Annotated in this window: 25 protein-coding genes; 11 read left to right on the top strand and 14 right to left on the bottom strand. The window is 69.1% G+C overall.

Translation table 11 applies throughout. From position 1 onward, the window contains the following. Positions 1 to 39: 39 nt before the first annotated feature. The 3 genes from argB to ACO073_RS04135 are packed head-to-tail and all read left to right on the top strand — an operon-like array spanning position 40 to position 2,010. Entirely contained in the window at positions 40 to 960 is a 921-nt protein-coding gene (gene argB / locus ACO073_RS04145) for an acetylglutamate kinase (RefSeq protein WP_421995561.1), read from the top strand. A 31-nt stretch (positions 961 to 991) separates the two neighbouring features. Continuing rightward, the gene (def, locus tag ACO073_RS04140) at positions 992 to 1,558 is read left to right on the top strand and encodes a peptide deformylase (protein WP_421995559.1); all 567 of its coding nucleotides are present in this window, start codon (positions 992 to 994) and stop codon (positions 1,556 to 1,558) included. Positions 1,559 to 1,611: 53 nt separating this feature from the next. Next, a complete protein-coding gene (locus ACO073_RS04135) occupies positions 1,612 to 2,010 on the top strand; it encodes a globin family protein (protein WP_421995557.1) in 399 nt (132 codons plus the stop codon). An 84-nt stretch (positions 2,011 to 2,094) separates the two neighbouring features. On the opposite strand, the gene ACO073_RS04130 is transcribed toward ACO073_RS04135, so the two are convergent. From ACO073_RS04130 to ACO073_RS04105, 6 genes are all read right to left on the bottom strand, one after another. Then, complete coding sequence (locus ACO073_RS04130; RefSeq protein WP_421995555.1) at positions 2,095 to 3,459, bottom strand: NAD(P)H-dependent oxidoreductase; 1,365 nt, start codon at positions 3,457 to 3,459, stop codon at positions 2,095 to 2,097. A gap of 19 nt (positions 3,460 to 3,478) precedes the next feature. Continuing rightward, a complete protein-coding gene (locus ACO073_RS04125; protein ID WP_421995553.1) occupies positions 3,479 to 4,279 on the bottom strand; it encodes a phytanoyl-CoA dioxygenase family protein in 801 nt (266 codons plus the stop codon). 27 nt (positions 4,280 to 4,306) lie between these two features. Next, entirely contained in the window at positions 4,307 to 4,978 is a 672-nt protein-coding gene (locus ACO073_RS04120; protein ID WP_421995551.1) for a GntR family transcriptional regulator, read from the bottom strand. A 69-nt stretch (positions 4,979 to 5,047) separates the two neighbouring features. Continuing rightward, positions 5,048 to 5,992: a glycerophosphodiester phosphodiesterase gene (locus tag ACO073_RS04115; RefSeq protein ID WP_421995549.1), complete on the bottom strand. Its 945-nt coding sequence runs from the start codon at positions 5,990 to 5,992 to the stop codon at positions 5,048 to 5,050. Beyond that, positions 5,952 to 6,905, bottom strand: a complete 954-nt coding sequence (locus ACO073_RS04110) for a M48 family metallopeptidase (protein ID WP_421995547.1) — start codon at positions 6,903 to 6,905, stop codon at positions 5,952 to 5,954. Before ACO073_RS04110 ends, ACO073_RS04115 begins: the two co-directional genes overlap by 41 nt. A 17-nt stretch (positions 6,906 to 6,922) precedes the next feature. After that, the gene (locus ACO073_RS04105; RefSeq protein WP_421995545.1) at positions 6,923 to 7,477 is read right to left on the bottom strand and encodes a LemA family protein; all 555 of its coding nucleotides are present in this window, start codon (positions 7,475 to 7,477) and stop codon (positions 6,923 to 6,925) included. Positions 7,478 to 7,563: 86 nt separating this feature from the next. Between ACO073_RS04105 and ACO073_RS04100 the strand changes: the two genes are divergently transcribed. Together ACO073_RS04100 and ACO073_RS04095 are read left to right on the top strand one after the other, a co-directional pair. Beyond that, the gene (locus ACO073_RS04100; RefSeq protein ID WP_421995543.1) at positions 7,564 to 8,031 is read left to right on the top strand and encodes a nuclear transport factor 2 family protein; all 468 of its coding nucleotides are present in this window, start codon (positions 7,564 to 7,566) and stop codon (positions 8,029 to 8,031) included. A gap of 158 nt (positions 8,032 to 8,189) precedes the next feature. Continuing rightward, positions 8,190 to 9,425, top strand: a complete 1,236-nt coding sequence (locus tag ACO073_RS04095; protein ID WP_421995541.1) for a hypothetical protein — start codon at positions 8,190 to 8,192, stop codon at positions 9,423 to 9,425. Here ACO073_RS04095 and ACO073_RS04090 read toward each other — a convergent pair whose 3' ends face one another. Together ACO073_RS04090 and dapD are read right to left on the bottom strand one after the other, a co-directional pair. Further along, the gene (locus tag ACO073_RS04090; protein ID WP_421995539.1) at positions 9,426 to 10,385 is read right to left on the bottom strand and encodes a TauD/TfdA family dioxygenase; all 960 of its coding nucleotides are present in this window, start codon (positions 10,383 to 10,385) and stop codon (positions 9,426 to 9,428) included. It abuts the gene before it with no gap. 4 nt (positions 10,386 to 10,389) lie between these two features. Beyond that, positions 10,390 to 11,229, bottom strand: a complete 840-nt coding sequence (gene dapD / locus ACO073_RS04085) for a 2,3,4,5-tetrahydropyridine-2,6-dicarboxylate N-succinyltransferase (RefSeq protein ID WP_421995537.1) — start codon at positions 11,227 to 11,229, stop codon at positions 10,390 to 10,392. Between the two features lie 72 nt (positions 11,230 to 11,301). On the opposite strand from dapD, the gene nudB reads away from it, so the two are divergent. Then, on the top strand, positions 11,302 to 11,757 hold the full coding sequence (nudB, locus tag ACO073_RS04080; RefSeq protein WP_421995535.1) for a dihydroneopterin triphosphate diphosphatase: 456 nt from the start codon (positions 11,302 to 11,304) through the stop codon (positions 11,755 to 11,757). Continuing rightward, a complete protein-coding gene (locus tag ACO073_RS04075; protein ID WP_421995533.1) occupies positions 11,754 to 13,124 on the top strand; it encodes an MFS transporter in 1,371 nt (456 codons plus the stop codon). Before nudB ends, ACO073_RS04075 begins: the two co-directional genes overlap by 4 nt. Before the next feature lie 10 nt (positions 13,125 to 13,134). Here ACO073_RS04075 and nth read toward each other — a convergent pair whose 3' ends face one another. Further along, positions 13,135 to 13,773 (bottom strand): endonuclease III, encoded by a 639-nt coding sequence (gene nth, locus ACO073_RS04070; RefSeq protein WP_421995531.1) that lies wholly within the window; start codon positions 13,771 to 13,773, stop codon positions 13,135 to 13,137. Positions 13,774 to 13,795: 22 nt separating this feature from the next. Between nth and ACO073_RS04065 the strand changes: the two genes are divergently transcribed. Continuing rightward, positions 13,796 to 14,302 carry a DUF2244 domain-containing protein gene (locus ACO073_RS04065; protein ID WP_421995529.1) on the top strand — a complete coding sequence of 169 codons (507 nt, stop codon included), beginning with the start codon at positions 13,796 to 13,798 and terminating at the stop codon, positions 14,300 to 14,302. Here the strand turns inward: ACO073_RS04065 and dapB are convergent. Then, entirely contained in the window at positions 14,297 to 15,094 is a 798-nt protein-coding gene (gene dapB / locus ACO073_RS04060) for a 4-hydroxy-tetrahydrodipicolinate reductase (RefSeq protein ID WP_421995527.1), read from the bottom strand. The two genes, ACO073_RS04065 and dapB, sit on opposite strands and share 6 nt — an antisense overlap. A gap of 64 nt (positions 15,095 to 15,158) precedes the next feature. Between dapB and ACO073_RS04055 the strand changes: the two genes are divergently transcribed. Continuing rightward, entirely contained in the window at positions 15,159 to 15,422 is a 264-nt protein-coding gene (locus ACO073_RS04055; RefSeq protein ID WP_421995525.1) for a DUF3303 domain-containing protein, read from the top strand. Between the two features lie 254 nt (positions 15,423 to 15,676). Here the strand turns inward: ACO073_RS04055 and ACO073_RS04050 are convergent, their stop codons facing one another. Next, the gene (locus ACO073_RS04050; RefSeq protein ID WP_421995523.1) at positions 15,677 to 17,137 is read right to left on the bottom strand and encodes a M81 family metallopeptidase; all 1,461 of its coding nucleotides are present in this window, start codon (positions 17,135 to 17,137) and stop codon (positions 15,677 to 15,679) included. 13 nt (positions 17,138 to 17,150) lie between these two features. Further along, positions 17,151 to 17,744 carry a DNA-3-methyladenine glycosylase I gene (locus ACO073_RS04045; protein ID WP_421995521.1) on the bottom strand — a complete coding sequence of 198 codons (594 nt, stop codon included), beginning with the start codon at positions 17,742 to 17,744 and terminating at the stop codon, positions 17,151 to 17,153. Between the two features lie 58 nt (positions 17,745 to 17,802). Between ACO073_RS04045 and ACO073_RS04040 the strand changes: the two genes are divergently transcribed. After that, positions 17,803 to 18,525 (top strand): haloacid dehalogenase type II, encoded by a 723-nt coding sequence (locus ACO073_RS04040; protein WP_421995519.1) that lies wholly within the window; start codon positions 17,803 to 17,805, stop codon positions 18,523 to 18,525. A gap of 53 nt (positions 18,526 to 18,578) precedes the next feature. Continuing rightward, complete coding sequence (locus ACO073_RS04035) at positions 18,579 to 19,544, top strand: phosphotransferase (RefSeq protein ID WP_421995517.1); 966 nt, start codon at positions 18,579 to 18,581, stop codon at positions 19,542 to 19,544. Here the strand turns inward: ACO073_RS04035 and ACO073_RS04030 are convergent. Together ACO073_RS04030 and ACO073_RS04025 are read right to left on the bottom strand one after the other, a co-directional pair. Then, a complete protein-coding gene (locus tag ACO073_RS04030; RefSeq protein WP_421995515.1) occupies positions 19,541 to 20,944 on the bottom strand; it encodes an amidase in 1,404 nt (467 codons plus the stop codon). The two genes, ACO073_RS04035 and ACO073_RS04030, sit on opposite strands and share 4 nt — an antisense overlap. Continuing rightward, positions 20,937 to 21,131, bottom strand: coding sequence for a hypothetical protein (locus ACO073_RS04025; protein ID WP_421995513.1), 195 nt, complete (start codon positions 21,129 to 21,131; stop codon positions 20,937 to 20,939). The genes ACO073_RS04030 and ACO073_RS04025 overlap by 8 nt, the downstream gene beginning before the upstream one ends. Positions 21,132 to 21,174 lie beyond the last annotated feature (43 nt).

Raw genomic sequence — 21,174 nt, 5'->3', positions numbered from 1 at the left:
CCCGGGAGAGGGCTTTTGCCAACTGAGGAACGCGCAGAAATGGCCGAGCCCGTTCGGAGCGACAGGGAACAGAAGCGGCTCATCCGCATGGCGGAGACCATCTCCAAGGCCCTGCCGTACATGCGCCGGCACAACGACGCGACATTCGTGGTCAAGTATGGCGGCCATGCCATGACCGACCCCAAGCTGGGCGACCTCGTGGCGCGCGACATCGTCCTGATGAAGCAGGTCGGGATGAACCCGGTCGTGGTCCATGGCGGCGGGCCGCAGATCAACAAGATGCTGGAGCGGGTGGGCATCAAGAGCCAGTTCGTCAACGGGCTGCGCGTGACCGACGCCGCGACGATGGAGATCGTCGAGATGGTCCTGGCCGGATCGATCAACAAGGCGATCGTGGCCGACATCAACGAGTGCGGCGGCATCGCCGTCGGCATCTGCGGCAAGGACGGCAACCTGATCCTGGCGCGGAAGGTGACCGAGATGCGCGACCCCAAGTCGGGCGAGCTGCTCAAGGTCGACCTGAAGCAGGTCGGCGAGCCGGCCAAGATCAACGTCATGGTGCTCGATCAGCTTCGCCGCGCCGACGTGATCCCCGTCGTGGCGCCGATCGGCTTCGGCGTCGACGACGAGCTCACCTACAACATCAACGCCGACACCTCGGCCGGCGCCATCGCCGGCGCGATGAAGGCCAAGCGCCTGCTGTTCCTGACCGACGTGCCGGGCGTCCTCGACAAGGACGGCCAGCTCATCCCCGACATGTCGGTCGAGCAGGCGCGCGCCCTGATCGCCGACGGCACGATCTCCGGCGGCATGATCCCCAAGGTCGAGAACTGCATCGACGCCGTGAATTCAGGCGTCGAGGCGGCCGTCATCATGGACGGGCGGATCCCCCACTGCCTGCTGCTGGAGGTCTTCACCGAGGCCGGGATCGGCACCATGGTGAAGCGCGGACGGCCTTGAATCGCCTGATTTCCCTGCATATTTAGGCAGCATGGCCCTTTTGCCCATCCTGACGGCGCCCGACCCGCGCCTCAAGAAGAAGTCCGAGCCGGTGGACGCCGTGGACGATGTGGTGCGCCGGCTGATGGACGACATGCTGGAGACCATGTACGCCGCGCCCGGCATCGGCCTGGCCGCGCCGCAGGTCGGCGTGCTGAAGCGCGTCATCGTCCTCGACATCGACCGCGAGGAGACCAGGACCGGGCCGCTGTTCATGGCCAATCCCGAGATCGTCGAGGCGTCGGACGAGGACGCGACCTACGAGGAAGGCTGCCTGTCGGTGCCCGAGCACTATTCCGACGTGGTCCGGCCGGCGGCGGTGACCGTCCGCTACCTGGACCGTGACGGCGCGGCGCAGGAGCTGAAGTGCGACGGTCTGCTCTCGACCTGCGTGCAGCACGAGATCGACCATCTCGACGGCATCCTGTTCATCGACCATATCTCGGCGCTGAAGCGGAACATGATCCTGCGCAAGCTCCTGAAAGCCCGGAAGGAAAAGGAGCGCGAGGAGGCCGAGGGCGGCCCGGCCAATCCCAAGGAAGCGGCGCCCGTCCTCTAGCAGGCGGCATGAATATTGCGGAGCCTCCACCGTTGCCCCGGGAGACTCCGCCGATGACGCCGCAGCAGATCGAACTCGTCCAGTCCAGCTTCAGGAAGGTCGTGCCGATCGCCGGCACCGCCGCCGACCTCTTCTACGACCGGCTGTTCGAGACCGCGCCCGAGGTCCGGTCGATGTTCCCGCAGGACATGACCGAGCAGAAGAAGAAGCTGATGGCCATGCTGGGCACCGCCGTCGCGGGCCTCACCAGGCTCGACACGATCCTGCCCGCGGTGAAGGCGCTGGGCGAGCGCCACAAGGGCTACGGCGTCAAGCCCGAGCACTACGCGCCGGTCGGCGCGGCCCTGCTGTGGACCCTGGAGAAGGGCCTCGGTCCCGACTTCACGCCCGAGGTGAAGGCCGCCTGGACGGAGACCTACACCACGCTCGCCGGCGTGATGACGGCGGCGTAGCCCGGACCACCGCTCGCAGTTCTCATCTTCCCGGTCCCTTCATGCTCCTCTCCCCCTATCGGGGGAGAGGAGCATGAACGGGCTCTACTGCGCCGCGATCCTGCTCGCGGCCGACGCGAAGGCCTGCTCCATCTCGCGGCGCAGCTTCACCGCGGTCAGGCTCTCGTCCATCGCCACGTCGGCATAGGTCAGCGACTGACCGGCCTTGATCGGCTTCAGGAGCTTGACGTTGTGCGCGAGGCCAAGCGGGAGGCTGCCCAGCCCGGTCGACTTCTCGGCCGGGAACAGCTTGCCGTAGACCGTGTAGCCGCCCTCGCCGTCCAGCACTTCGCCGGGCTTGAGGTCGCGCTTGGCCGTGGCGATGACGTCGGCGTGGAAGCCGATGGCGCAGCCGGTCGGCTCCTTGCGCAGGCCGATCGAGGCCACCGACATGCCGACCTCCAGCCCGATCAGATGCCAGCGCTTGTACATTACCGAGTAGCGGCCCGACGGGTCGGTCTGCAGCATGTACTCCTCGAAGCAGTTCTTCTGGTACTCGGTCGCCGCCTCGAACACGACCCACACGCCCTTGCGGATCTCGTAGGGGATGGCGCGGCCGTCGCGCTCCAGCGAGCTCGCGACCTCGACCTGGCCCTTGTGGTGGAGCTGGCCGCCCTCGGAGGCCGGCCGCATCACGAACGGCAGGTCCTCCACGGAACAGGGCGGGAAGGCGAGACCGTCCGGCGCCGGCGTGAGCCCGGTAGCGTTGGCCACCGCGGTGCTCTCGATCGCGGGCTTGGAGCCGTCGAGGAAGGAGTTGAACATCTTGGGGTTCAGGCCGCCGCGCCTGGCCTGCTCCTCGTTCAGCCCCCAGTACTTCCACACCGTCTCCGGCGTCGACTGCGCATAGTGCGGCAGCCACTTGTGGCCGCGGCCCGCCGCCGTGACCTCGAAGCCCGAGGTGCGCGCCCAGTCGACCAGCTCGCAGATCAGCGCCGGCTGGTCGCCATAGGCCAGGCTGTAGATCACGCCGGCCGCCGCCGCACGTCGCGCCAGCAGCGGTCCGCAGAAGGCATCGGCCTCGACCGTCACCATGACCACGCTCTTGCCGTTGCGGAAGGCCTCGAGCGCGTGCTCGACGGCGGCGATCGGATCGCCGGTCGATTCGACGATGATGTCGATCTCGGGATGGCTGACCAGAGCCCGCCAGTCGTCGGTGAGATGGGTGCTGCCGTGCTGACGTGCCTCCGCGAACGAGGCGGCGCCCGTCACCTCCGGCTTCCAGCCCAGCCGCGCCAGGTTCTCGCGGGCGCGGTCCGGCGACAGGTCGGCGATGCCCAGCAGATGGATGCCGGGCGTCGTCGGGATCTGCGACAGGTACATGGAGCCGAATTTGCCGGCGCCGATGACGCCGATGCGCAGCGGCCGGTTCTCGGCGGCGCGCGCCATCAGCATGCGATGGAGACTCATGGTTTCCTCCGGTCTTTCGCTATTCCGCCGCCGCCTTGCGCCGCGCGGCCCGTGCCACGGCATCGTCCTCCCACGCATCGATCGGCGTGAAATCGCGATGGGCGATGTAGTCCGGCCGCTTGAAGCGGCGGATGGCGTTGGAGACGGCGTTGTAGGTGACGTAGATGATCTGGCGGTCCCACGGCGACATGTTCGGCGGGCTGCCGTGCACCAGCGTGCCATGGAAGAAGATCGCCGAGCCCGGCCCGCCCTTGGGGGCGACGATGCCGCCCTGCTCGACGAGCTTGGCGATCGTGTCGTTGTCGATCACCCACAGCGGATAGGAGGTCGTCGTGAGGTCGTGGCTGGCCTCGATCGCGCCCTTCTTGTGGCTCTTGGGAATGAACCAGAGCGGGCCGTTGAACTCGTTCACCTCGTCCATGAACACCGCGAGGTTCATGGCGCGCGCCTCGGGCATGTCGTCGTCGGCCTTCCAGGTGCCGTAGTCCTGGTGCCACTGCCAGACGTCGCCGTCGAAGGCGGCCTTCCCGTTGATCTTGAACTGGTGAATGTAGGTCTTGTCGCGCAGCAGCTGCTCGGCCGGCTCGACGAAGCGCGGATGGTGGACCAGCGCCTCGAACACCGGATGATAGGTGTGGACGGCGAAGGCGGTGCGCACCACGTCGCCGGTCTTTTCGCGCACGTTCTCCGGTCGCCGCTGGGCGAAGACCTCGGGCACCGAGGCCTTCAGGATCGCCGTCTCGTCGGACGAGAAATAGTCGGGAAAGAACAGGTAGCCCTGCTCGTCGAACTGGGCGAGCTGCTCGGCTGTCAGCTTCATGGTTTCCTCCGGTTGTTGGCCGCGGCTTCAGGCCGCGTGCGAGATCACGACTTTCAGGCGCCCCGTGAGAATGTCGGCCATCTGCTCGGCGTGGCCGCGGCACAGCGCTTCCGCCTCGGCGGCCTGGCCGGCCTCGAGGGCGCGCAGGATGCCCTCGTGCTCGTCCCAGACGCTGACCCGCAAGTCGCTCTCGCCGAGCGCGGCCGCCATCACGCGGCGCAGGTGCTGCCAGTGCGGCTGGGCCGTCTCGCCGATCAGTGGATTGCCCGAGGCCTCGTAGACGAACAGGTGGAAGTCGATGTCGGCCTCGATGACCGACGGGATGTGGCCGCTCGCGACGGCGCGGCGGCCGACATCCAGGAGCTGGCGTCCGCGCTGGGCGAGGTGCGGCGTGTAGCGGGCCGCCGCCAGCCGTGCCGCCGCCCCGTCGAGCGCCCCGCGCACGACATAGAGGTTGCGCGCGGTCTGGACGTCGAGCGGCGCCACGCAGACGCCCTTGCGGCCGGCGTCGATCAGGAAGCCCTCGCGGCGCAGCAGCATCATGGCCTGCAGGACGGGCTGGCGGCTGACGCCGAAGCGCTGCGCGAGGTCCTCCTGGGTCAGCCGGGTGCCGGCCTTGAGCTCGCCCGAGCAGATGGCATCCAGCAGGGCGTCGTGGACCCGCTCGCTGAGATCGGGCTCGGAGGTCAGGGGACGCATGTTCTGTATACAGAACACAGAGCGCAGAGAGTCAATTGAACAGCTCCCCGAAACCCGGATTCTCCCAGTCTAGCGGGGTTTCAGGCCCTTCTCGGCCAGCACCGGCTTCGCGCGGTCCGGATAGTCGGTGATCAGCCCGTCGACGCCGAGGTCGATCAGGCGGGCCATCTCGGTCGGGCTGTTGACCGTCCAGGGCACCACCCTGAGGCCGAGCGCGTGCGCTTCCTTGACCGTTTCCCCAGTGACGTTGCGCCAGAAGGGCGACCAGACCGCACAGCCGGCCGCCTGGGCCAGCCGCGGCAGGGAGCCGCCATGGGCCGCCAGGTCGAGCCCCGCCAGCCAGGGCGAGCCGCCCTCGCGGCCGCGGCCGACCGTATCCATGCCGCTGCTCTCGATCGACAGGCAGCCGGTGGGGATCTCGGGCGCCAGCCGGCGGGCCGCCACCAGGCCGCGCCAGTCGAACGACTGAAGCGTGCTGCGCGGCGCGGCGCCGGCCTTGCGGATGGCGTCGACCGCCAGCGCGGCGAAGCGCTCGGGGTCGATCGTGAGCGCGGGCCGCGTCGGGTCGGTCTTGATCTCGATGTTGAAGCGCACGTCCGGCCGGGCCGTGGCGAAGAACCGTTCGAGGGTCGGGAAGCGCTCGCCGTCCGCCGGCTTCTGCTCGGGAAACTGGCGGGCGTACTTGCTGGCGGGATTGACCCGCCCGACGTCGTAGCGCTCGAGCTCGGCCAGGCCGAGGCTGCGGATCGGCGGTCCGGGCGGGGCGATCCACTGTCCGTCGAGCCGCACCAGGTCGGGATTGAGAACGGGATCGTGGCTGATGACCAGCACGTCGTCCCGGGTCACGGCAAGGTCGGTCTCCAGCGTTGTTACGCCCAGCGCCTCGGCCGCCCGGAAGCCGGCCAGCGTGTTCTCGGGCGCCAGCCCGCGCGTGCCGCGATGGCCCTGCAGGTCGAAGGCCTGGACCGCGAGGCTAGGCGCCCAGATGGCGCAGGCGAGCGATGCGATCCGCAATATCCGGGTGCGTCGCGAGCAGCGCCGACGACCTGGCGGTGAAGGTCTGCACCGGGTTGACGATGAAGAGATGCTGCGTGGCACGACTCACTCCCGGAAACGGCGCCGCCTTCTCGGCGAGCTTGCCCAGCGCCGAGATCAGCCCCTTGGGATTGCGGGTGAACTGAACCGACGTGGCGTCGGCAAGATACTCGCGCTGTCGCGACACGGCCATCTGCACGAACTTGGCCGCGATCGGCGCCAGGATGGCGACCACGACCAGCACGACCACCAGGATCGCCGCGCCGCCGCCCTTCCTGTCGTTGCCGGAGGAGCGGCCGGCCCGGCTCCAGCGCAGGTTGCGCAGGGTGACGTCGCAGACCAGGGCGATCAGCCCGACCGTGACGCCGACCACCACCATGTAGCGCGTGTCGAGGTTGGCGAGATGGGCCATCTCGTGGGCGACCACGCCCTGCAGCTCGTCGCGCGTGAGTCCGTCCAGGAGGCCGCGCGTCACTGCGATCGTGCCGTTCGCGGTCTTCGTGCCGGTGGCGAAGGCATTGAGCGCGTCGGTCTCCAGAACCATCACCCGGGGCATCGGCACGCCGGCGGCGAGCGACATCTCCTCGACCACGTTGTAGAGCTGCGGCGCGTCGGCCTTGGCGATCTCCCGCGCGTTCGCCATGCCCAGCACCATCCGGTCTCCCCAGGCCAGCGAGACGGCGCTCCAGCCGATGCTCGCCGTGGCGAGCAGCCCGGCCGCGGCGATGCCGCCGCCGCTCACCGTCGGCAGGGCGTTCGAGGACTCGGCCTCCACCAGCCAGCCGATGAGATAGCCGAGCAGGGCCGCCAGCGCCGTCAGTACGGCGAGCAGCACCATCGTGTTGCGGCGGTTGACCTTCTGGGCCGCGACGAAGTCGGTGGTGGCCGCCATGGCGCTGTCGGCTGCCGTCAGCGCAACGCGACCCTGGGCACCTCGCGCTCGGTCTCCGGCATGGTGAAGAGCTCGATCGGGCCGAAGCCCAGCGAAGCGGCGGCCAGCACCGCCGGGAAGCTCTGGCGGCGGTTGTTATAGGCGTTGACCGAGTCGTTGTAGAACTGGCGCGCGAACGCGATCTTGTTCTCGGTCGTCGTCAGCTCCTCCTGGAGCTGCTTGATATTGTCGTTGGCCTTGAGCTGCGGGTAGCTCTCGACCAGGCCGAACAGGCCGCGGGTCGCCTGGGTCAGCGCCGCTTCGGCCGGGCCGGCCTGGGCGGGACTGCCGCTGGCGGCGACGGCGGCGTTGCGCGCCTGCACGACCCGGGTGAGCGTCTCCTGCTCGTAGCCCATGGCGTCCTTCACCACCTGCACCAGGTTCGGGATCAGGTCGTGACGGCGCTTGAGCTGCACGTCGATCTGGCTCCAGGCAGTCTGCGCCTGGTTCCGGCCCGCGACCAGGCCGTTGTAGACGGCGACCGCCCACAGCGCGATCCCCACCAGAATGGCGAGGAAGATCCAGAAACCCATGCCGCCGCCTCCTGACCGGCGCCCCGGAGGCGCCTTGCCGAGGCCCGGAGTTTAGTCATGATTGCGGCAACATCGGGAGGAATCGGATGAACACGACTGAGCTGCTGAAGTCCTTCTGCTCGGCCGTCGAGCGTCGCGACGGCCAGGCGTTCGCCAGCCTGTTCACCGAGGACGGCGTCTATCACGACGTGTTCTATGGCGACTTCAAGGGCTGGGCGAAGATCGCCGAGATGATCGACGACTGGTTCCATCGAACCGCCCGCGACTTCCGCTGGGACATGCACCGCCCGGTGAGCGACGGCACGATGCTCTACGCCTACTACACGTTCAGCTACATCTCGACCCTTCCCGAGGCCGAGGGCAAGCGGGTCGGCTTCGAGGGCGTGGCGATGATGACTTTGCGCGACGGCCGGATCGCGGAGTATCGCGAGGTCGCCAATGTCGGCCCGGCCTTCGTCGAGCTGGGCTTCGCGCCGGAGCGCACCGCGAAGATCCTGGCCAAGGAAGGCGCGCACCTGAAGCAGCAGCCGGCCTTCCGCCGTCACCTGTCCTGAGCGCCGCGTCCCCGCGGGACGCGCTGACACCACCTCTCTGAGCCCGGCGTCGGCCCGTGATCGCCTCGCGGACGGCGCCGCTCGCCTTTTGTCATTTGCGATGATAGTTCATGGGCGAGCAATCGTGAGTGGTGGTTCGGCGCTTTCGGGGGGAGCCCTTGAAGAGTATCGGCCTTTTGCTCCTGGGGCTGGTCGTCGTCGCGGCGGCGACGACAAGTGTCGCGACCTTCCCCGCCCCGTATCGCGCGCCCTACGCCACGCCGCTGATCGAGAAGCCGGCCGGCGCCGGCGATGACGGTTCCTTCGACGGCCTGGTCCAGCTCGCCGCGGCTGCTCCGCCGGGCTCCGTCGTCCGGGTGTTCTGGGTCCACGGCATGTGCACGCATCCGTCGACCTGGGCCGACGACCGGACGAACCGGCTGGCTGCCATCATCGGCGGCACCCGCCAGAGCCTGGGCTCGCGGCCGATCGGACCTCACGGTGCCTCGATCCGCATCGAGCGGATCAACAAGGGGGGCGTCGCGCTGGAACTCGTGTTCTTCAGCTGGTCGCCCCTCACGGCGCCGTTCAAGGCGGCCCTGGCGTTCGACCATTCCAGGGATCATGGCGGCGAGTTCCCCTATGCCCGTGCCACGCTCAATCGCGAGCTGAAACGCGGGCTGGTCAACGACTGCCTGACCGACGTCATCGTCTACAACGGCCCCAACGGCAACGACATCCGGCGGGCCATGACCGAGGCCGCCTGCTTCGCCCTGGGCGGCCGCGGCAACGGCCAGGACTGCGACGTCAGCGCCGGCGACGCGCCGCCGCCGGTGGCGCTCGTGGCCGAGAGCCTGGGCGTCAAGCTCGTGCTCGACGCCTTCATCGAGATCGGCCGGGTCATCGACCGTCGCGGCGACCGGGTCGCCATGGCGCAGCTGGCGCAGGGCCTGTCGAAGGTGAAGATGGTCTATCTCTTCTCCAACCAGGTTCCCCTGCTCGACTCCGCGGGCTCCCCGCGCGAGGCGCCTTCGTGGGCGCAACGCGCGAAGATGAGCGCGAGCCTCGGCGACCTGTTCCGGCTGATGGACCAGGCCCGTCCCCTGGTCCAGCCGTCGCCCGCGCCGGTCACCGTGGTGGCCTTCTCCGATCCCAACGACCTGCTGAGCTACCGCATCGTGCCGGCCCATCTGGGCGATGCCGCCGAGTATCTCCGCATCGTCAACGTGATCCTGTCGAACGACCCGACCTATTTCGGCTTCGTCGAGCGGCCCGACGCCGCCCATTGCGGCTACGCCTGGAACCCCTACGTCTTCGTCCTTCTGGGCGATGGCTACCGCGCCGGAAAGCCGCTGCCGCCCGTTCCGTCCTGGACCGGGGCGTGCCTGGGGCCGGTCGGCGCCAACGCGCCGTGATCAGCCGTTGTAGGCGCGGCTGCCGCTGTCGCGCAGCCACAGCCGCACCAGCAGGCGCCGCCGCACCGGTTCCGGCCAGTCGGTGAAGGCGGTGCGCTTGTGGCCGAGCGCGCGATTGTCGACCAGCTGCATCTGGCCCGGCTCGAACTGGAAGCGCGCCGCCATGCCGGGCTCGTTCAGGATCGCCTCGAAGGCCTCCAGTGCCGCGGCGCCCTCGTTGTCGAGCGGCTCGCCGGCCAGTTTCTGGCCGTTCGTCACCTGGAAGCGTGACAGGCGGGCGACCAGCCTTCCGTCGCGATCCTCGAACATCGGATGATGGGTCGTCATGACGTCGCCCGGGGCGTGCTCGCGCTGGCGGTCGAAGTGGAAGGGCCGGTAGAGCCGTGGCAGCAGCTCGGGATGCCGTTCGCGCATCGCCTCATGCGCCGTGGCGAAGCTCACGATGCCGCTCACGCCGCCTTCCATCGCGGTGCGCAGGCACAGCAGCCCGACATAGTGCGGGGCCACGTGGTTGTAGCTGTTGTCGGTATGGAAGTTCTGCTCGACGTTGGTGACGTCGGGCCTGACGCCATTGCCCGGCGGCCGGCCGAGATCGGTGACGTCGTAGATCGAGGTGCCATCCCATTTCTGCGCCACCGGCCGCGCCACCAGCGCGGCGAGGAGCCACCAGACCTTGCGCGTCGCCTCCTCGGGCCAGCGCTCGACCGGCAGGCGGTCGACGATGGCGAAGCCCGGCCCCTCGTCGATCGTCCGCTTGACCTCGCGCATGAAGGCGCGGGCGGCGGGGAGGTCGAAATCGTCCGGCCGCAGCAGCAGGAGCGGCAGGGGATCGCGCACCAGGCTCTCGACCAGGCCGTCGAGCTCATGCTCGACCGCGGCCGGCAGCGCGACGCGGCCCGCCTCGGCGGACAGGGTGTCACCACGCCAGAGCAACCGGTCGGGAAGCGCCTGGCCGATCATGGCGTCAGTCGCGCAGCAGCTCGTTGATCGAGGTCTTGGAGCGCGTGCGCTCGTCGACCGTCTTCACGATCACCGCGCAGTAGGTCGAGGGACGGTCGGGGCCGCCGCCGATGTTGCCCGGCACCACGACCGAGTAGGGCGGCACCTTGCCGACATGGATCTGGCCGGTGGCGCGGTCGACGACCTTGGTCGTGGCCGAGATGAAGACGCCCATCGACAGGACGGCGCCGGTGCCGACGATCACGCCCTCGACGACCTCCGAGCGGGCGCCGATGAAGCAGTTGTCCTCGACGATCACCGGGTTGGCCTGCAGCGGCTCGAGCACGCCGCCGATTCCGACGCCGCCCGACAGGTGGCAGTTCTTGCCGATCTGGGCGCACGAGCCCACGGTCGCCCAAGTGTCGACCATGGTGCCGCTGTCGACATAGGCGCCGAGGTTGATGAAGCCCGGCATGACCACCACCGACGGCGCCACGTAGGAGCCGCGGCGGATCACCGAGCCCGGCACGGCGCGGAAGCCGGCCTTGGCGAAGCGCTCGGCGGTCCAGCCCGAGGTCTTGAGGGGCACCTTGTCGTACCAGGGCGCGCCGCCCAGGCCCGGGAAGGAAGCGCCGCCGTCCATCGGCACCGAATCGTAGAGACGGAAGGACAGCAGCACGGCCTTCTTCAGCCACTGGTTCACGACCCACTCGCCGCCGACCTTCTCCGCCGTGCGGAAGGTACCGTCGTCCAGGCCGGCGATCGCCGTCTCGACGGCGTCGCGCACCTCGCCCTTGGTGGCGCTGTTGATGCCGTCGCGCCCTTCCCATGCCGCGTCGATCGCGGCCTCAAGCTGCCTGCTCATCGTTCCCCCGAAAAATGCCGCCGGACCATAGCCTTGGGCGGCGGGGAGTCAATGTTCCGGCTATCCTGCGCCATGGCCTTCAAGATCCCCGAATCGGTGCTGGTGGTGGTCCACACGGCCCGGCTCGACGTCCTGCTGCTGGAGCGGGCCCGCGATCCGGGACTCTGGCAGTCGGTGACCGGCGCCCGCGAGCCCGACGATCCCGATCTGGAGGCGGTGGCGCGGCGCGAGCTTCTCGAGGAGACCGGGCTGTCGGTCGGGACGCTCAGCGACTGGGGCGTGACAAACCGCTACGAGATCTGGCCGCAATGGCGGGCCCGCTACGCGCCCGAGATCACGCACAATACCGAGCATGTCTACGGCTTCTTGGTCGACGGTCCCGCCGTCGCCACCCTCGATCCCGCCGAGCACGTGGCGCAGCTCTGGCTGCCGTGGCACGAGGCCCTGGAGAAGACCTTCTCGCCGACCAACCGTGAGGCGATCGCCCAGTTGCCGCAGCGGATCGCCGCCGCCCGGGCCGCATCGTGACGGAAACGCCGCGCGAGCGCTGGACGGTCGGCCAGTTCAGCTGGGCGCTGTTCGACTGGGCGAACCAGCCCTTCTTCACCATCATCACGACCTTCATCTTCGCGCCCTACTTCGCCAACGTGATGGTCGGCGATCCGGTGCAGGGCCAGTCGGCCTGGGCCTTCACCCAGTCCGCCTCGGGCGTGCTGATCGCGCTGATGAGTCCGTTCCTCGGCGCCATGGCCGACGCGGGCGGTCCGCGCAAGCCCTACATCCTCGTCTTCCAGTCGTTCGTCGCGGTGGGCTGTGCCGGTCTCTGGTTCGCCTATCCCGGCCGGCCCGAACTGATCGCGCCGATCAGTGTCGCGGTGATCCTGGCCACGATCGGGGCCGAGATGTCGATCGTGTTCAACAATGCGCAGCTGCCGTCGATCGTGACGCCGCAGCGCATGGGGCGGCTGAGCGGCTTCGGCTGGGGGCTGGGCTATTGCGGCGGGTTGCTGGCCCTGTTCGCGGTGCTGGCGGTCAGCCAGCCCTCGCTGTTCGGGCTCGCCGGCGGCGACGCGCCGCTATTCGGTCTCGACGCCAGTACCCACCAGGTCGAGCGGCTGGTCGGACCGGCCTCCGCCCTGTGGCTGGCGGTGTTCGTGATCCCGATGTTCCTGTTCACGCCCGACGCTGCCACGAGAAAGCTGACGCTGGTCGAGGCCGCGCGGCAGGGCGGCTTCTCGCTGCTCCACACGATCCGCCGGCTGGGCCGCTTCCGCAACGCTGTGCTCTATCTGCTGGCCTTCATGCTCTACAACGACGGGCTCGCCGCCATCATCGCCTTCGGCGGCGTCTATGCCGCGGCGACCTTTGGCTGGAGCACCGTCACGCTCGGCATCTTCGGCATCGTGCTCACGGTCTTCGCGATTCCCGGCGCCTTCGTCGGCGGCCGCATTGATGACCGGCTGGGCAGCAAGCGCACGGTGCAGGTCGCCATCCTGGGCGTGATCGTCGCCGCGATCGGCATCGTCGGCGTCAGCGCCGACCGGGTGCTCTACGTCGTGCCCGCCCCCGAACTGGCGCCCGATCGCGGCCTGTTCGGCTCGTTGCAGGAGCAGGTGTTCATGGGCTTCGCCCTGCTGCTCGGCATCTGCATGGGGCCGATGCAGGCCGCCAGCCGCACCATGATCGGCCGGCTGGCGCCGGAGGGCATGACCGGCGAGTTCTTCGGCCTGTTCGCGCTGTCCGGCCGCGCCACGGCCTGGATGGCGCCGCTCGCCATCGGAATCGTGACCGAATCGACCGGCTCCAACCGGATCGGCATCGCGTCGGTCCTGTTCTTCCTGGTGCTGGGCTTCGTGCTGCTCTGGCCGGTGCGCGAGACGCGCGCCAAGGCCTGAGGCCGGGCCGTCAGGCGGCCGTCGTCTTGCCCCTGAAGGTGCAGAGGTCGTTCACGACGCACGCCGGGCACTCCGGCTTGCGCGCCTTGCAGGTGTAGCGGCCGTGCAGGATCAGCCAGTGATGGGCGTGCAGCCGGTATTCCTCGGGCACGCGCTTCAGAAGCTTCAGCTCGACCTCGAGCGGGTTCTTGCCGGGGGCGAGGCCTGTGCGGTTGCCGACCCGGAAGATGTGGGTGTCGACGGCGATCGTGGCCTCGCCGAAGGCGACGTTCATCACCACGTTGGCGGTCTTGCGGCCGACGCCGGGCAGGGCCTGCAGCTCCTCGTGGGTGTGCGGCACCTCGCCGCCGTGGCGCTCGATCAGGAGCCTGCTGAGGGCGATCACGTTCTTCGCCTTCATGCGGAACAGGCCGATGGTCTTGATGTGGCCGATCAGCCGGCGCTCGCCCAGCGCGACCATCTGGGCGGGGGTCTTGACGGTCTCGAACAGGGGCCCGGTGGCCCGATTCACCCCGGCATCGGTGGCCTGCGCCGACAGGACGACGGCGACCAGGAGCTGGTAGACATTGTCGTATTCCAGCTCGGTCTCGGGCTCCGGCATCGCCGCCTTCAAACGGGCAAAGAATTGCGGGATGACGGCGCGCTTCATCAAGGCCATATAGGCTTCTAGCATGACCCAAGCGCCCCTTCCGGCGGTCCATTTCGCGACGTCCCTGGTGCCGCATCGCAGCCTGTCGCCGACCGGCTTCCGCTGGCTGATCGGGGTCGCGATCGCCGCCAACCTGGCGATCGGCCTGCCCCTGATGGTGATGGGGGCCTGGCCCGTCATGGGCTTCATGGGCCTCGACATCCTGCTGCTGTGGTGGCTGTTCAAGCGCAGCTACCTCGATGCCCGCCGCAGCGAGACGCTGCTGCTGACCGACCAGGACCTCATCATCGATCGCGTCGCGCCCGATGGCGAGCGCGAGCAGATCCGCCTCGACGCCTACTGGCTGCGGGTCGAGTGGCAGGAGAAGGACGAGCGCCTGGTCGTCCACGCCCGCGGCAACCGCGCCGTACTGGGCCGCTTCCTGTCGCCGGGCGAGCGGCGCGAGCTCGCCGACCAGCTCAAGGCGGCGCTGGCCGCGATGCGCGCGCCGCGCTACCGGCACGCCTGGGATCGCGATCCCGACCTATAGGCCGAGCACGTCCTTCATGCCGTAGAGGCCGGGCTTCCGGCCCTCCAGCCACTGCGCGGCGCGGACGGCGCCGGCGGCGTAGGTCTCGCGGCTGAAGGAGCGGTGGCTGAGCTCCAGCCGCTCGCCGGCGGCGGCGAACATCACCGTGTGGACGCCGACTTCCTCGCCGCCGCGCAGGGTGGCGAAGCCGATCTCGCCCGAGGGCCGGGCGCCGGTATGGCCGTCGCGGCTCTTGCGCCACACCTCCTCCAGCTTGACCTGCCGACCGGCGGCGGCGGCGCGGCCCAGCGCGAGGGCGGTGCCCGACGGCGCATCGATCTTGTGGCGGTGGTGCATCTCCAGCACCTCGATGTCGTAGCTGGGGTCGAGCATCGACGCGGTCTTCTCGACCAGCGCCAGCAGGATGTTGACGCCGAGCGCCATGTTGGCGGCCCACATGATCGGCACCTTCTTCGCCGCCTCGTGGATCAGCGCGGTCTGCCCGGGGTCGAGGCCGGTCGTGCCGATCACCATGGCGACGCCCTTGTCGGCCGCGATCGCGGCATGGGCCACGGTCGCCGCCGGCACCGTGAAGTCGATCACCGTATCGGCCGCGGCGATGGCGGCGGCGCTGTCCTTCGCGATCTTCACGCCGCAGGCCTCGAGGCCGGCCACCTCGCCGGCGTCGCGGCCGATGGCGTTGCTGTTGGGCGATTCGCTGGCTCCGGCGAGCGTCACCCCCTCGGTGGCGGCGATGCGGCGGACCAGCATCTGGCCCATGCGCCCGGCGGCGCCGACGACGGCGATCTTCATGTCGTTTCCCCTGTCCGTGTTCGGGCTAGATTAGCCGACGGACCGGGGGCCGAATATGCTGTTCATGGTGATCGAAAAGTTCAGGAATCAGAATGGAAAGGCCGTCTACGCCAAGCTGCGCGACGCCGGCCGCGGCCTGCCCGACGGCCTGACCTTCGTCGCGAGCTACGTGTCGGCCGATCTCGGCCGCTGCTTCCAGCTCATGGAGGCCGACGACGTCACCCTGTTCCAGCGCTGGATCGCCGACTGGCAGGACGTCGTCGAGTTCGAGGTCGTGCCGGTGACCGAAGGCAAGACCACGCGCGAGGCTCTGGCGCCGCTGCTCTGAGTTAGGTCGCCGAGAGTGTCGTCCTGAGCGCAGCGAAGGACCTCATGCCGGTTGCAAGCGGCGAAGAGGTCCTTCGCTGCGCTCAGGACGACATGACGGACTTTCATGACGCTCCTCCCCACGCTTGCGTGGGGAGGTGTCCGCGCAGCGGACGGAGGGGTCACGAGCAGCAGCGGGGTCGTGGTTTCCGACCCCTCCGTCGGCGTAAGACGCCGACACCTCCCCAACGTGGTTGGGGAGGTGGTGCCGAGCGGTCATTTCCAGGGATCCGCGACCTTCGGCCAGAACGGTGTCGGGCGCTTGGTGTAGGGCAGGCGCGCCACGTCGGGATCGGCGGCGCCCGGGGTCGCGACGTAGAGGATCTCCTTCGCCAGTCCGACGAAGCCGTTGTAGAAGTGCTGCGCCGACTTCACGACGACGACGCGGTAGTCGGCGGGATCGGCTCCCACCGCCTTGAACGCATCGGCATGGAAGGTCTGGGTGCGGATCGTGCAGATCGCCACGTCGACATGCTCCGACGACAGAAGCGCCATGTCGCCGAGCGGCACCATCACCGGCCCGTAGGGCTGGCGCACGCCGCGGGCGATCTTCTTCACCGTGACGTCGAGATCGACCGGATCGCCGCTGACGGCGCCCGACTTGCCGCCCAGCCGCATCCTGATGCGCGCGCCCTCGCCCGCCTCCTCGGCGATGCGGAACGCCATCGGGTCCCACATGACGCCGAACAGCGCCGGACCGATCTCACGGTCGACCAGGGCGCGCAGCACGAACGTCGAATCGCCGGGCGCGCCGGAGCCCGGATTGTCGGCGCGGTCGGCCAGCACCAGCGGCCCCTGGTTGTGCGTGGCGGCGCGGTCCATCGCCTGGTCGACGGTGAGGTAGCGGGTCGCGTAGCGCTCGCGGTTGTCCCACAGTTCCCGGCCGAGCTGACGGGCCAGCGCCTCCGCCCTTGCCTTGTCGCCGTCGGCGACCACCAGCGTGCGCGTGCCGACATCCTCGACGTCGGCGAAGGAGAAGCCATGGCTGAGCGACACCGACAGGATTCCGTCCTTGCCCTCGAGCGACTTCATGCGCGTCACGAACTCGCTGATCGGCGGCACCGAGGTCCGGTACTGGGCGATCATGCGGCAGTCGTGGCGCGCCATCACCGGCTTCACCTTGCCCTCGATCGTGTCGGCGACGATGGCGAACAGCTCGGCGGCGCGCTCCATCGTGTCGGTGTGCGGGTACTCCTTATAGCCGACCAGCACGTCGGCGCTGTCGAGCATGAGCGCGCTGAGATGGCAGTGCAGGTCGAACTCCGCGCCGATCGCCACCTCGTGCCCGACGACGCCGCGCACCCGGGACAGCAGGTCGCCCTCGCAGTCGTCGTAGCCGTCGGCCACCATGGCGCCGTGCACGTTGATCAGCACGCCGTCGAGCGGCAGGGCAGCCTTCACATTCGCCAGGATCTCGTCGCGGAAGCCCTCGTAGACCGAGCGCACCGTCGTGCCCGACGGCGCCGCGAAGGTCGCCAGCCCCTCGATCACCGTCCAGCCGCGCGCCTCGGCATCGCGCCGCCAGACATGCAGCGGCGCGGTGAAGTTGGTTGGCTCGTGCTTCGTGGCGTCGCCGTGCCACACGCCGTGCTCTTCGTAGGCCCGGCGGCCGGTCGGGAACGGGACGAACTGGTTGGTCTCGGTGCCGAGCGCCGCGATGAAGACCCGTCTGGTCAAGATATACTCCTGGTTACGCGCGATGGCGGTGGCAGCCGACGACGTGGTCGTCGACCATGCCGGAGGCCTGCATGAAGGCATAGCAGATGGTCGAGCCCACGAACTTGAAGCCTTCCTTCTGCAGGGCCTTGGACATGGCGTCGCTTTCCGGCGACTTGCTGGGAACGTCCTTCAGGGTCCTGGGATTCCGCTTGATCGGCCGGCCGCCCACGAAGCTCCACACGAACTTCGCGAACGAGCCCTCGCGCTCGACCACGGCGAGATACGCCCTGGCGTTGCTGACGCTCGCTTCGATCTTGCCCCTGTGCCGGATGATGCCGGGATCGGCCAGAAGCCTGGCGAGCTTGGCCGGCGTGTACTTCGCGATCTTCGCCGGATCGAAGCCGTCATAGGCCTTGCGATAGTTCTCGCGCTTGCGCAGCACGGTGATCCACGACAGCCCGGCCTGGCAGCCTTCCAGCGTCAGCAGCTCGAACAGCGCGTGGTCGTCCTTGAGCGGACGTCCCCATTCCCTGTCGTGGTATTGCTCATAGAGCGGATCGGCGGACGCCCACCCGCATCGCGGCTTGCCGTCGGTGCCTTTCACCGTGCTGGGTCTGGTGGCCATGCCCAGACCCTACCCAAGCGCGTCGGCGGACGCCACACTACGGGCAACGGAGGAAATCATGGCTCATGTTCCCGCCGACCTCAGGGTCTGCATCTTCGACGTGTTCGGCACGGTGGTCGATTGGCGCGGCAGCCTGATCGAGGACCTGCCCGCGCTCGGCAAGAAGTACGGCATCGACACCGACTGGACGAGCTTCGCCGACGACTGGCGCGGCCTCTACCAGCCGCAGATGCACCGCGTGCGCAAGGGTGAGCTGCCCTGGACCAACATCGACGAGCTGCACAAGGAAGCCTTCGAGATGCTGTTGGCCAAGCGCGGGCTCAAGCATCCCGGCGAGGAGGGTGCCTGGGCGTTCACGCATCTCTGGCACAAGCTGCGGCCGTGGCCCGATTCGGTCGAGGGCATCGGCATGATGAAGAAGAAGCTGGTCGTCGCGACGCTCAGCAACGGCAACGTGGCGCTGCTGATCAACATGGCCAAGAACGGCGGCATCCCCTGGGACCACTGCTTCTCAGGTGAGACCTTCCGGCACTACAAGCCGGACCCGGAAGCCTATCTGGGCGTCGTGAAGACCATGTACCTCAAGCCGCACCAGGTGATGCTGGTCGCCGCCCACAACGGCGACCTCAAGGCGGCGCAGCAGTGCGGCCTGTCGACCGGCTTCGTGGTCCGGCCGAAGGAGCATGGGCCCGGCCAGACGCGCGATCTCAAAGCGGAGGGCGACTGGAACGCGGTCGGCGATTCGATGATCGACCTGGCGAAGAAGCTGGGCTGCACCTGAGCGATCCATTCGACCTCGTCCCGATCGAGGAGCGTTCCCGGGCGCGGTCGGCGGTGGCGGCGGCCTTCGGCCGCACGCCGGTCTCGTCGCTCGCACCGATCCTGCTCGGCGCGTCGGCCGCGAGCTATCGCCTCGAGGTCGCCGGCCGGCCCTATCTGCTGCGTCTCGAATCGGTGCGGCGTGACGAGGTCCGCGATCCCGGGCGCACCTATGCCTGCATGAAGCTGGCGGCCGAGGCCGGCCTCGCGCCGCCGCTGCGCCACGCCGATCCGGCGGCGGCCGCGGCGATCTCGGATTTCCTGCCGGCGCGGTCGCTCGCCGAGTATCCGAGGGGCCCGGCGGGCCTGATGCCGGCGCTCGGTGTGCTGATCCGTCGGCTGCAGGCCACGTCGCACTTTCCCGACGTCGCGGCCGACCATCTGACGATCCTCGGGCGGAACTTCGAACGCCTTCTCGCCACCGGCCTGTTCGCGCCGGGCCTGCTCGACCGCCATCGCGCGGGGTTCGAGCGCATCCGCGCGGCCTGGCGCCCGGACGCCGGCGGGCTGGTCTCCAGCCACAACGACCTCAACCCGCACAACATCCTGTTCGACGGCGAGCGTCTGTGGTTGATCGACTGGGAGACCGCTTACCGCAACGATCCCCTGATCGATCCGGCGACGGTGATCCTGTTCCTGGCCGACAGCCGGGAGCTCGAGTTGGCGCTGGTCCGCGCCTGTCTCGGGCGCGAGCCCGACCGCGGCGTGCTCGCCCGCCTGGCCGTGGCGCGCCTGCTGGTGCGCTTCTTCTATGGCTGCGCCTCAAGCCTCAACGCCGCGCACGGGCTGCCGGACGCGGTCCCGGAGACAGACCTCGCCGCGCCGACGCGATCCGAGTTCGCAGCCCTGCTCGCGCGGCGGGGGATCACTGACGGCGCGCCGGAGGCCCAGCGCCTCGTCGGCAAGATGGGCCTGGCCGGCTTCCTCGCGGGCGTGGAGGCGCCGGAGTTCGAGGAAACCCTCGCCGTCGTCCGCGGCTAGAGGGGCGGCCGCCGCAGGCGCCAGGGCGTGGCGCGCTCGTAGGCCGCTGCGGCGGCGAACACGCTGGCTTCGTCGAACGGCCGCCCGGCCAGCTGGAAGGCGAGGGGGAAGCCGTCGCTGCCCAGGCCGCAGCACACGGTCATCGCCGGCTGGCCCGTGATGTTGAACGGCATGCTGAGCGAAGGCTTGCCGAGGAAGTGGAAGATCGCCTGCGGCTCCTCGAAGGTCTCGGGCGGCCCCCACTGGTTGGGCGCCAGCACGAGATCGTAACCGCGCATCGCGACCCGCGTGTCGACCTGCAGCGAGCGGCGGAAGCGAACCGCGGACAGGTACTGCTCGGCGCTGAGGAACGCGCCGAGCTGGAAGCGCCGGCGGGTCGTGTAGCCGAACTTCTCCGGCGTCTCGATCACCTCCTGGCGATGGATGGCGTGCGCCTCGGCCGTGATGATGACGCGGCCGCAGATGTGGTAGTCGCGGATGTCGGGGAACACCACTTCCTCGACGATGGCGCCGAGATCGCGCAGCACGCGCACCGCCTCGTCCATGCCCTTCGCCATGTCGGGGCTGAGGCCGCCTTCATACCAGGTGCGGGCGAGCGCGATCCGCATGCCCTTGATCGGGCGCTGTGTCGCCGCCCCGTAGTCGACCTTGGGTGCCCGCGCCGACGCCTGGTCGTTGGGATCGTGGCCGGCCAGCACTTCAAGCATCAGGGCATTGTCCTCGACCGTCCAGGCGAGCGGCCCGGCCGTGTCCATGCTGAAGGACAGGGGGTAGATGCCGCAGCGGCTGACCAGGCCGTAGGTCGGCTTGATGCCGGCGGTGCCGCAGAAGCCGGCGGGATTGCGGATCGAGCCGCCGGTGTCGGAGCCCATGGCACCCATGCAGAGCGCCGCTGCCACGGCGGCACCCGAGCCGCTCGACGAGCCGCCGGGCTGGTAGTCCGTGTTCCACGGATTGCGTGCCGCCGGATAGGGCTGGTCGGGCGTCATCGCGCCGTTGGCGAATTCGTGCGTGGCGAGCTTGCCCAGCAGCACGGCACCGCCTGCCTTCAGGCGGCGGACGGTCTCGGCGTCGATCGCCGGCACGTAGTCGGCGCGCAGGTGGGAGTGGCCGGAGGTGAGGACGCCCTCGGTCTCGTAGATGTCCTTGAGCGCGATCGGGATGCCGTGCAGAGGGCTGCGGACGAGGCCCTGGCTGCGCTCCATGTCGGCCTGCTTCGCGGCCAGCCGCGCACGGTCGGCGGTGACCGTGATGTAACTCGCGATCTTGTGATCCACGGCCTCGATGCGGGCGAGGAAGGCTTCGGTGAGCGCCGTCGCCGTGATCTCGCCGCGTGCCATCAGGTGGCCGGCTTCGGCGATGCCGAGCGTCGTCAGCTCGGCGGTCGTGGGCTTACTCATCGGCGCGGAACACGTGCGGCGGTTCGGCGGCCCAGGCCCAATGGCTGGGGATGCGCTCCATCAACTGCAGCAGGCCGACATAGCCCTTGTGCAGGTGCTCGATATCCTCGGCTGTCAGGGTGAGGCCGGTCGCTGCCGCACGGACCCGGAAGTCCTCCAGCGTCGGCGGCGTCTTTGCAGGGCTCATGGGATTCCTTTCGCCGGTGCGCATGCAATGCATATGCCGACGA

Source organism: Reyranella sp. (genome assembly GCF_965229815.1).
Taxonomy (GTDB): Bacteria; Pseudomonadota; Alphaproteobacteria; order Reyranellales; family Reyranellaceae; genus Reyranella.
The sequence above is the reverse complement of the archived record's forward strand: the minus strand, read 5'-3'. Positions and strand labels throughout refer to the sequence as shown.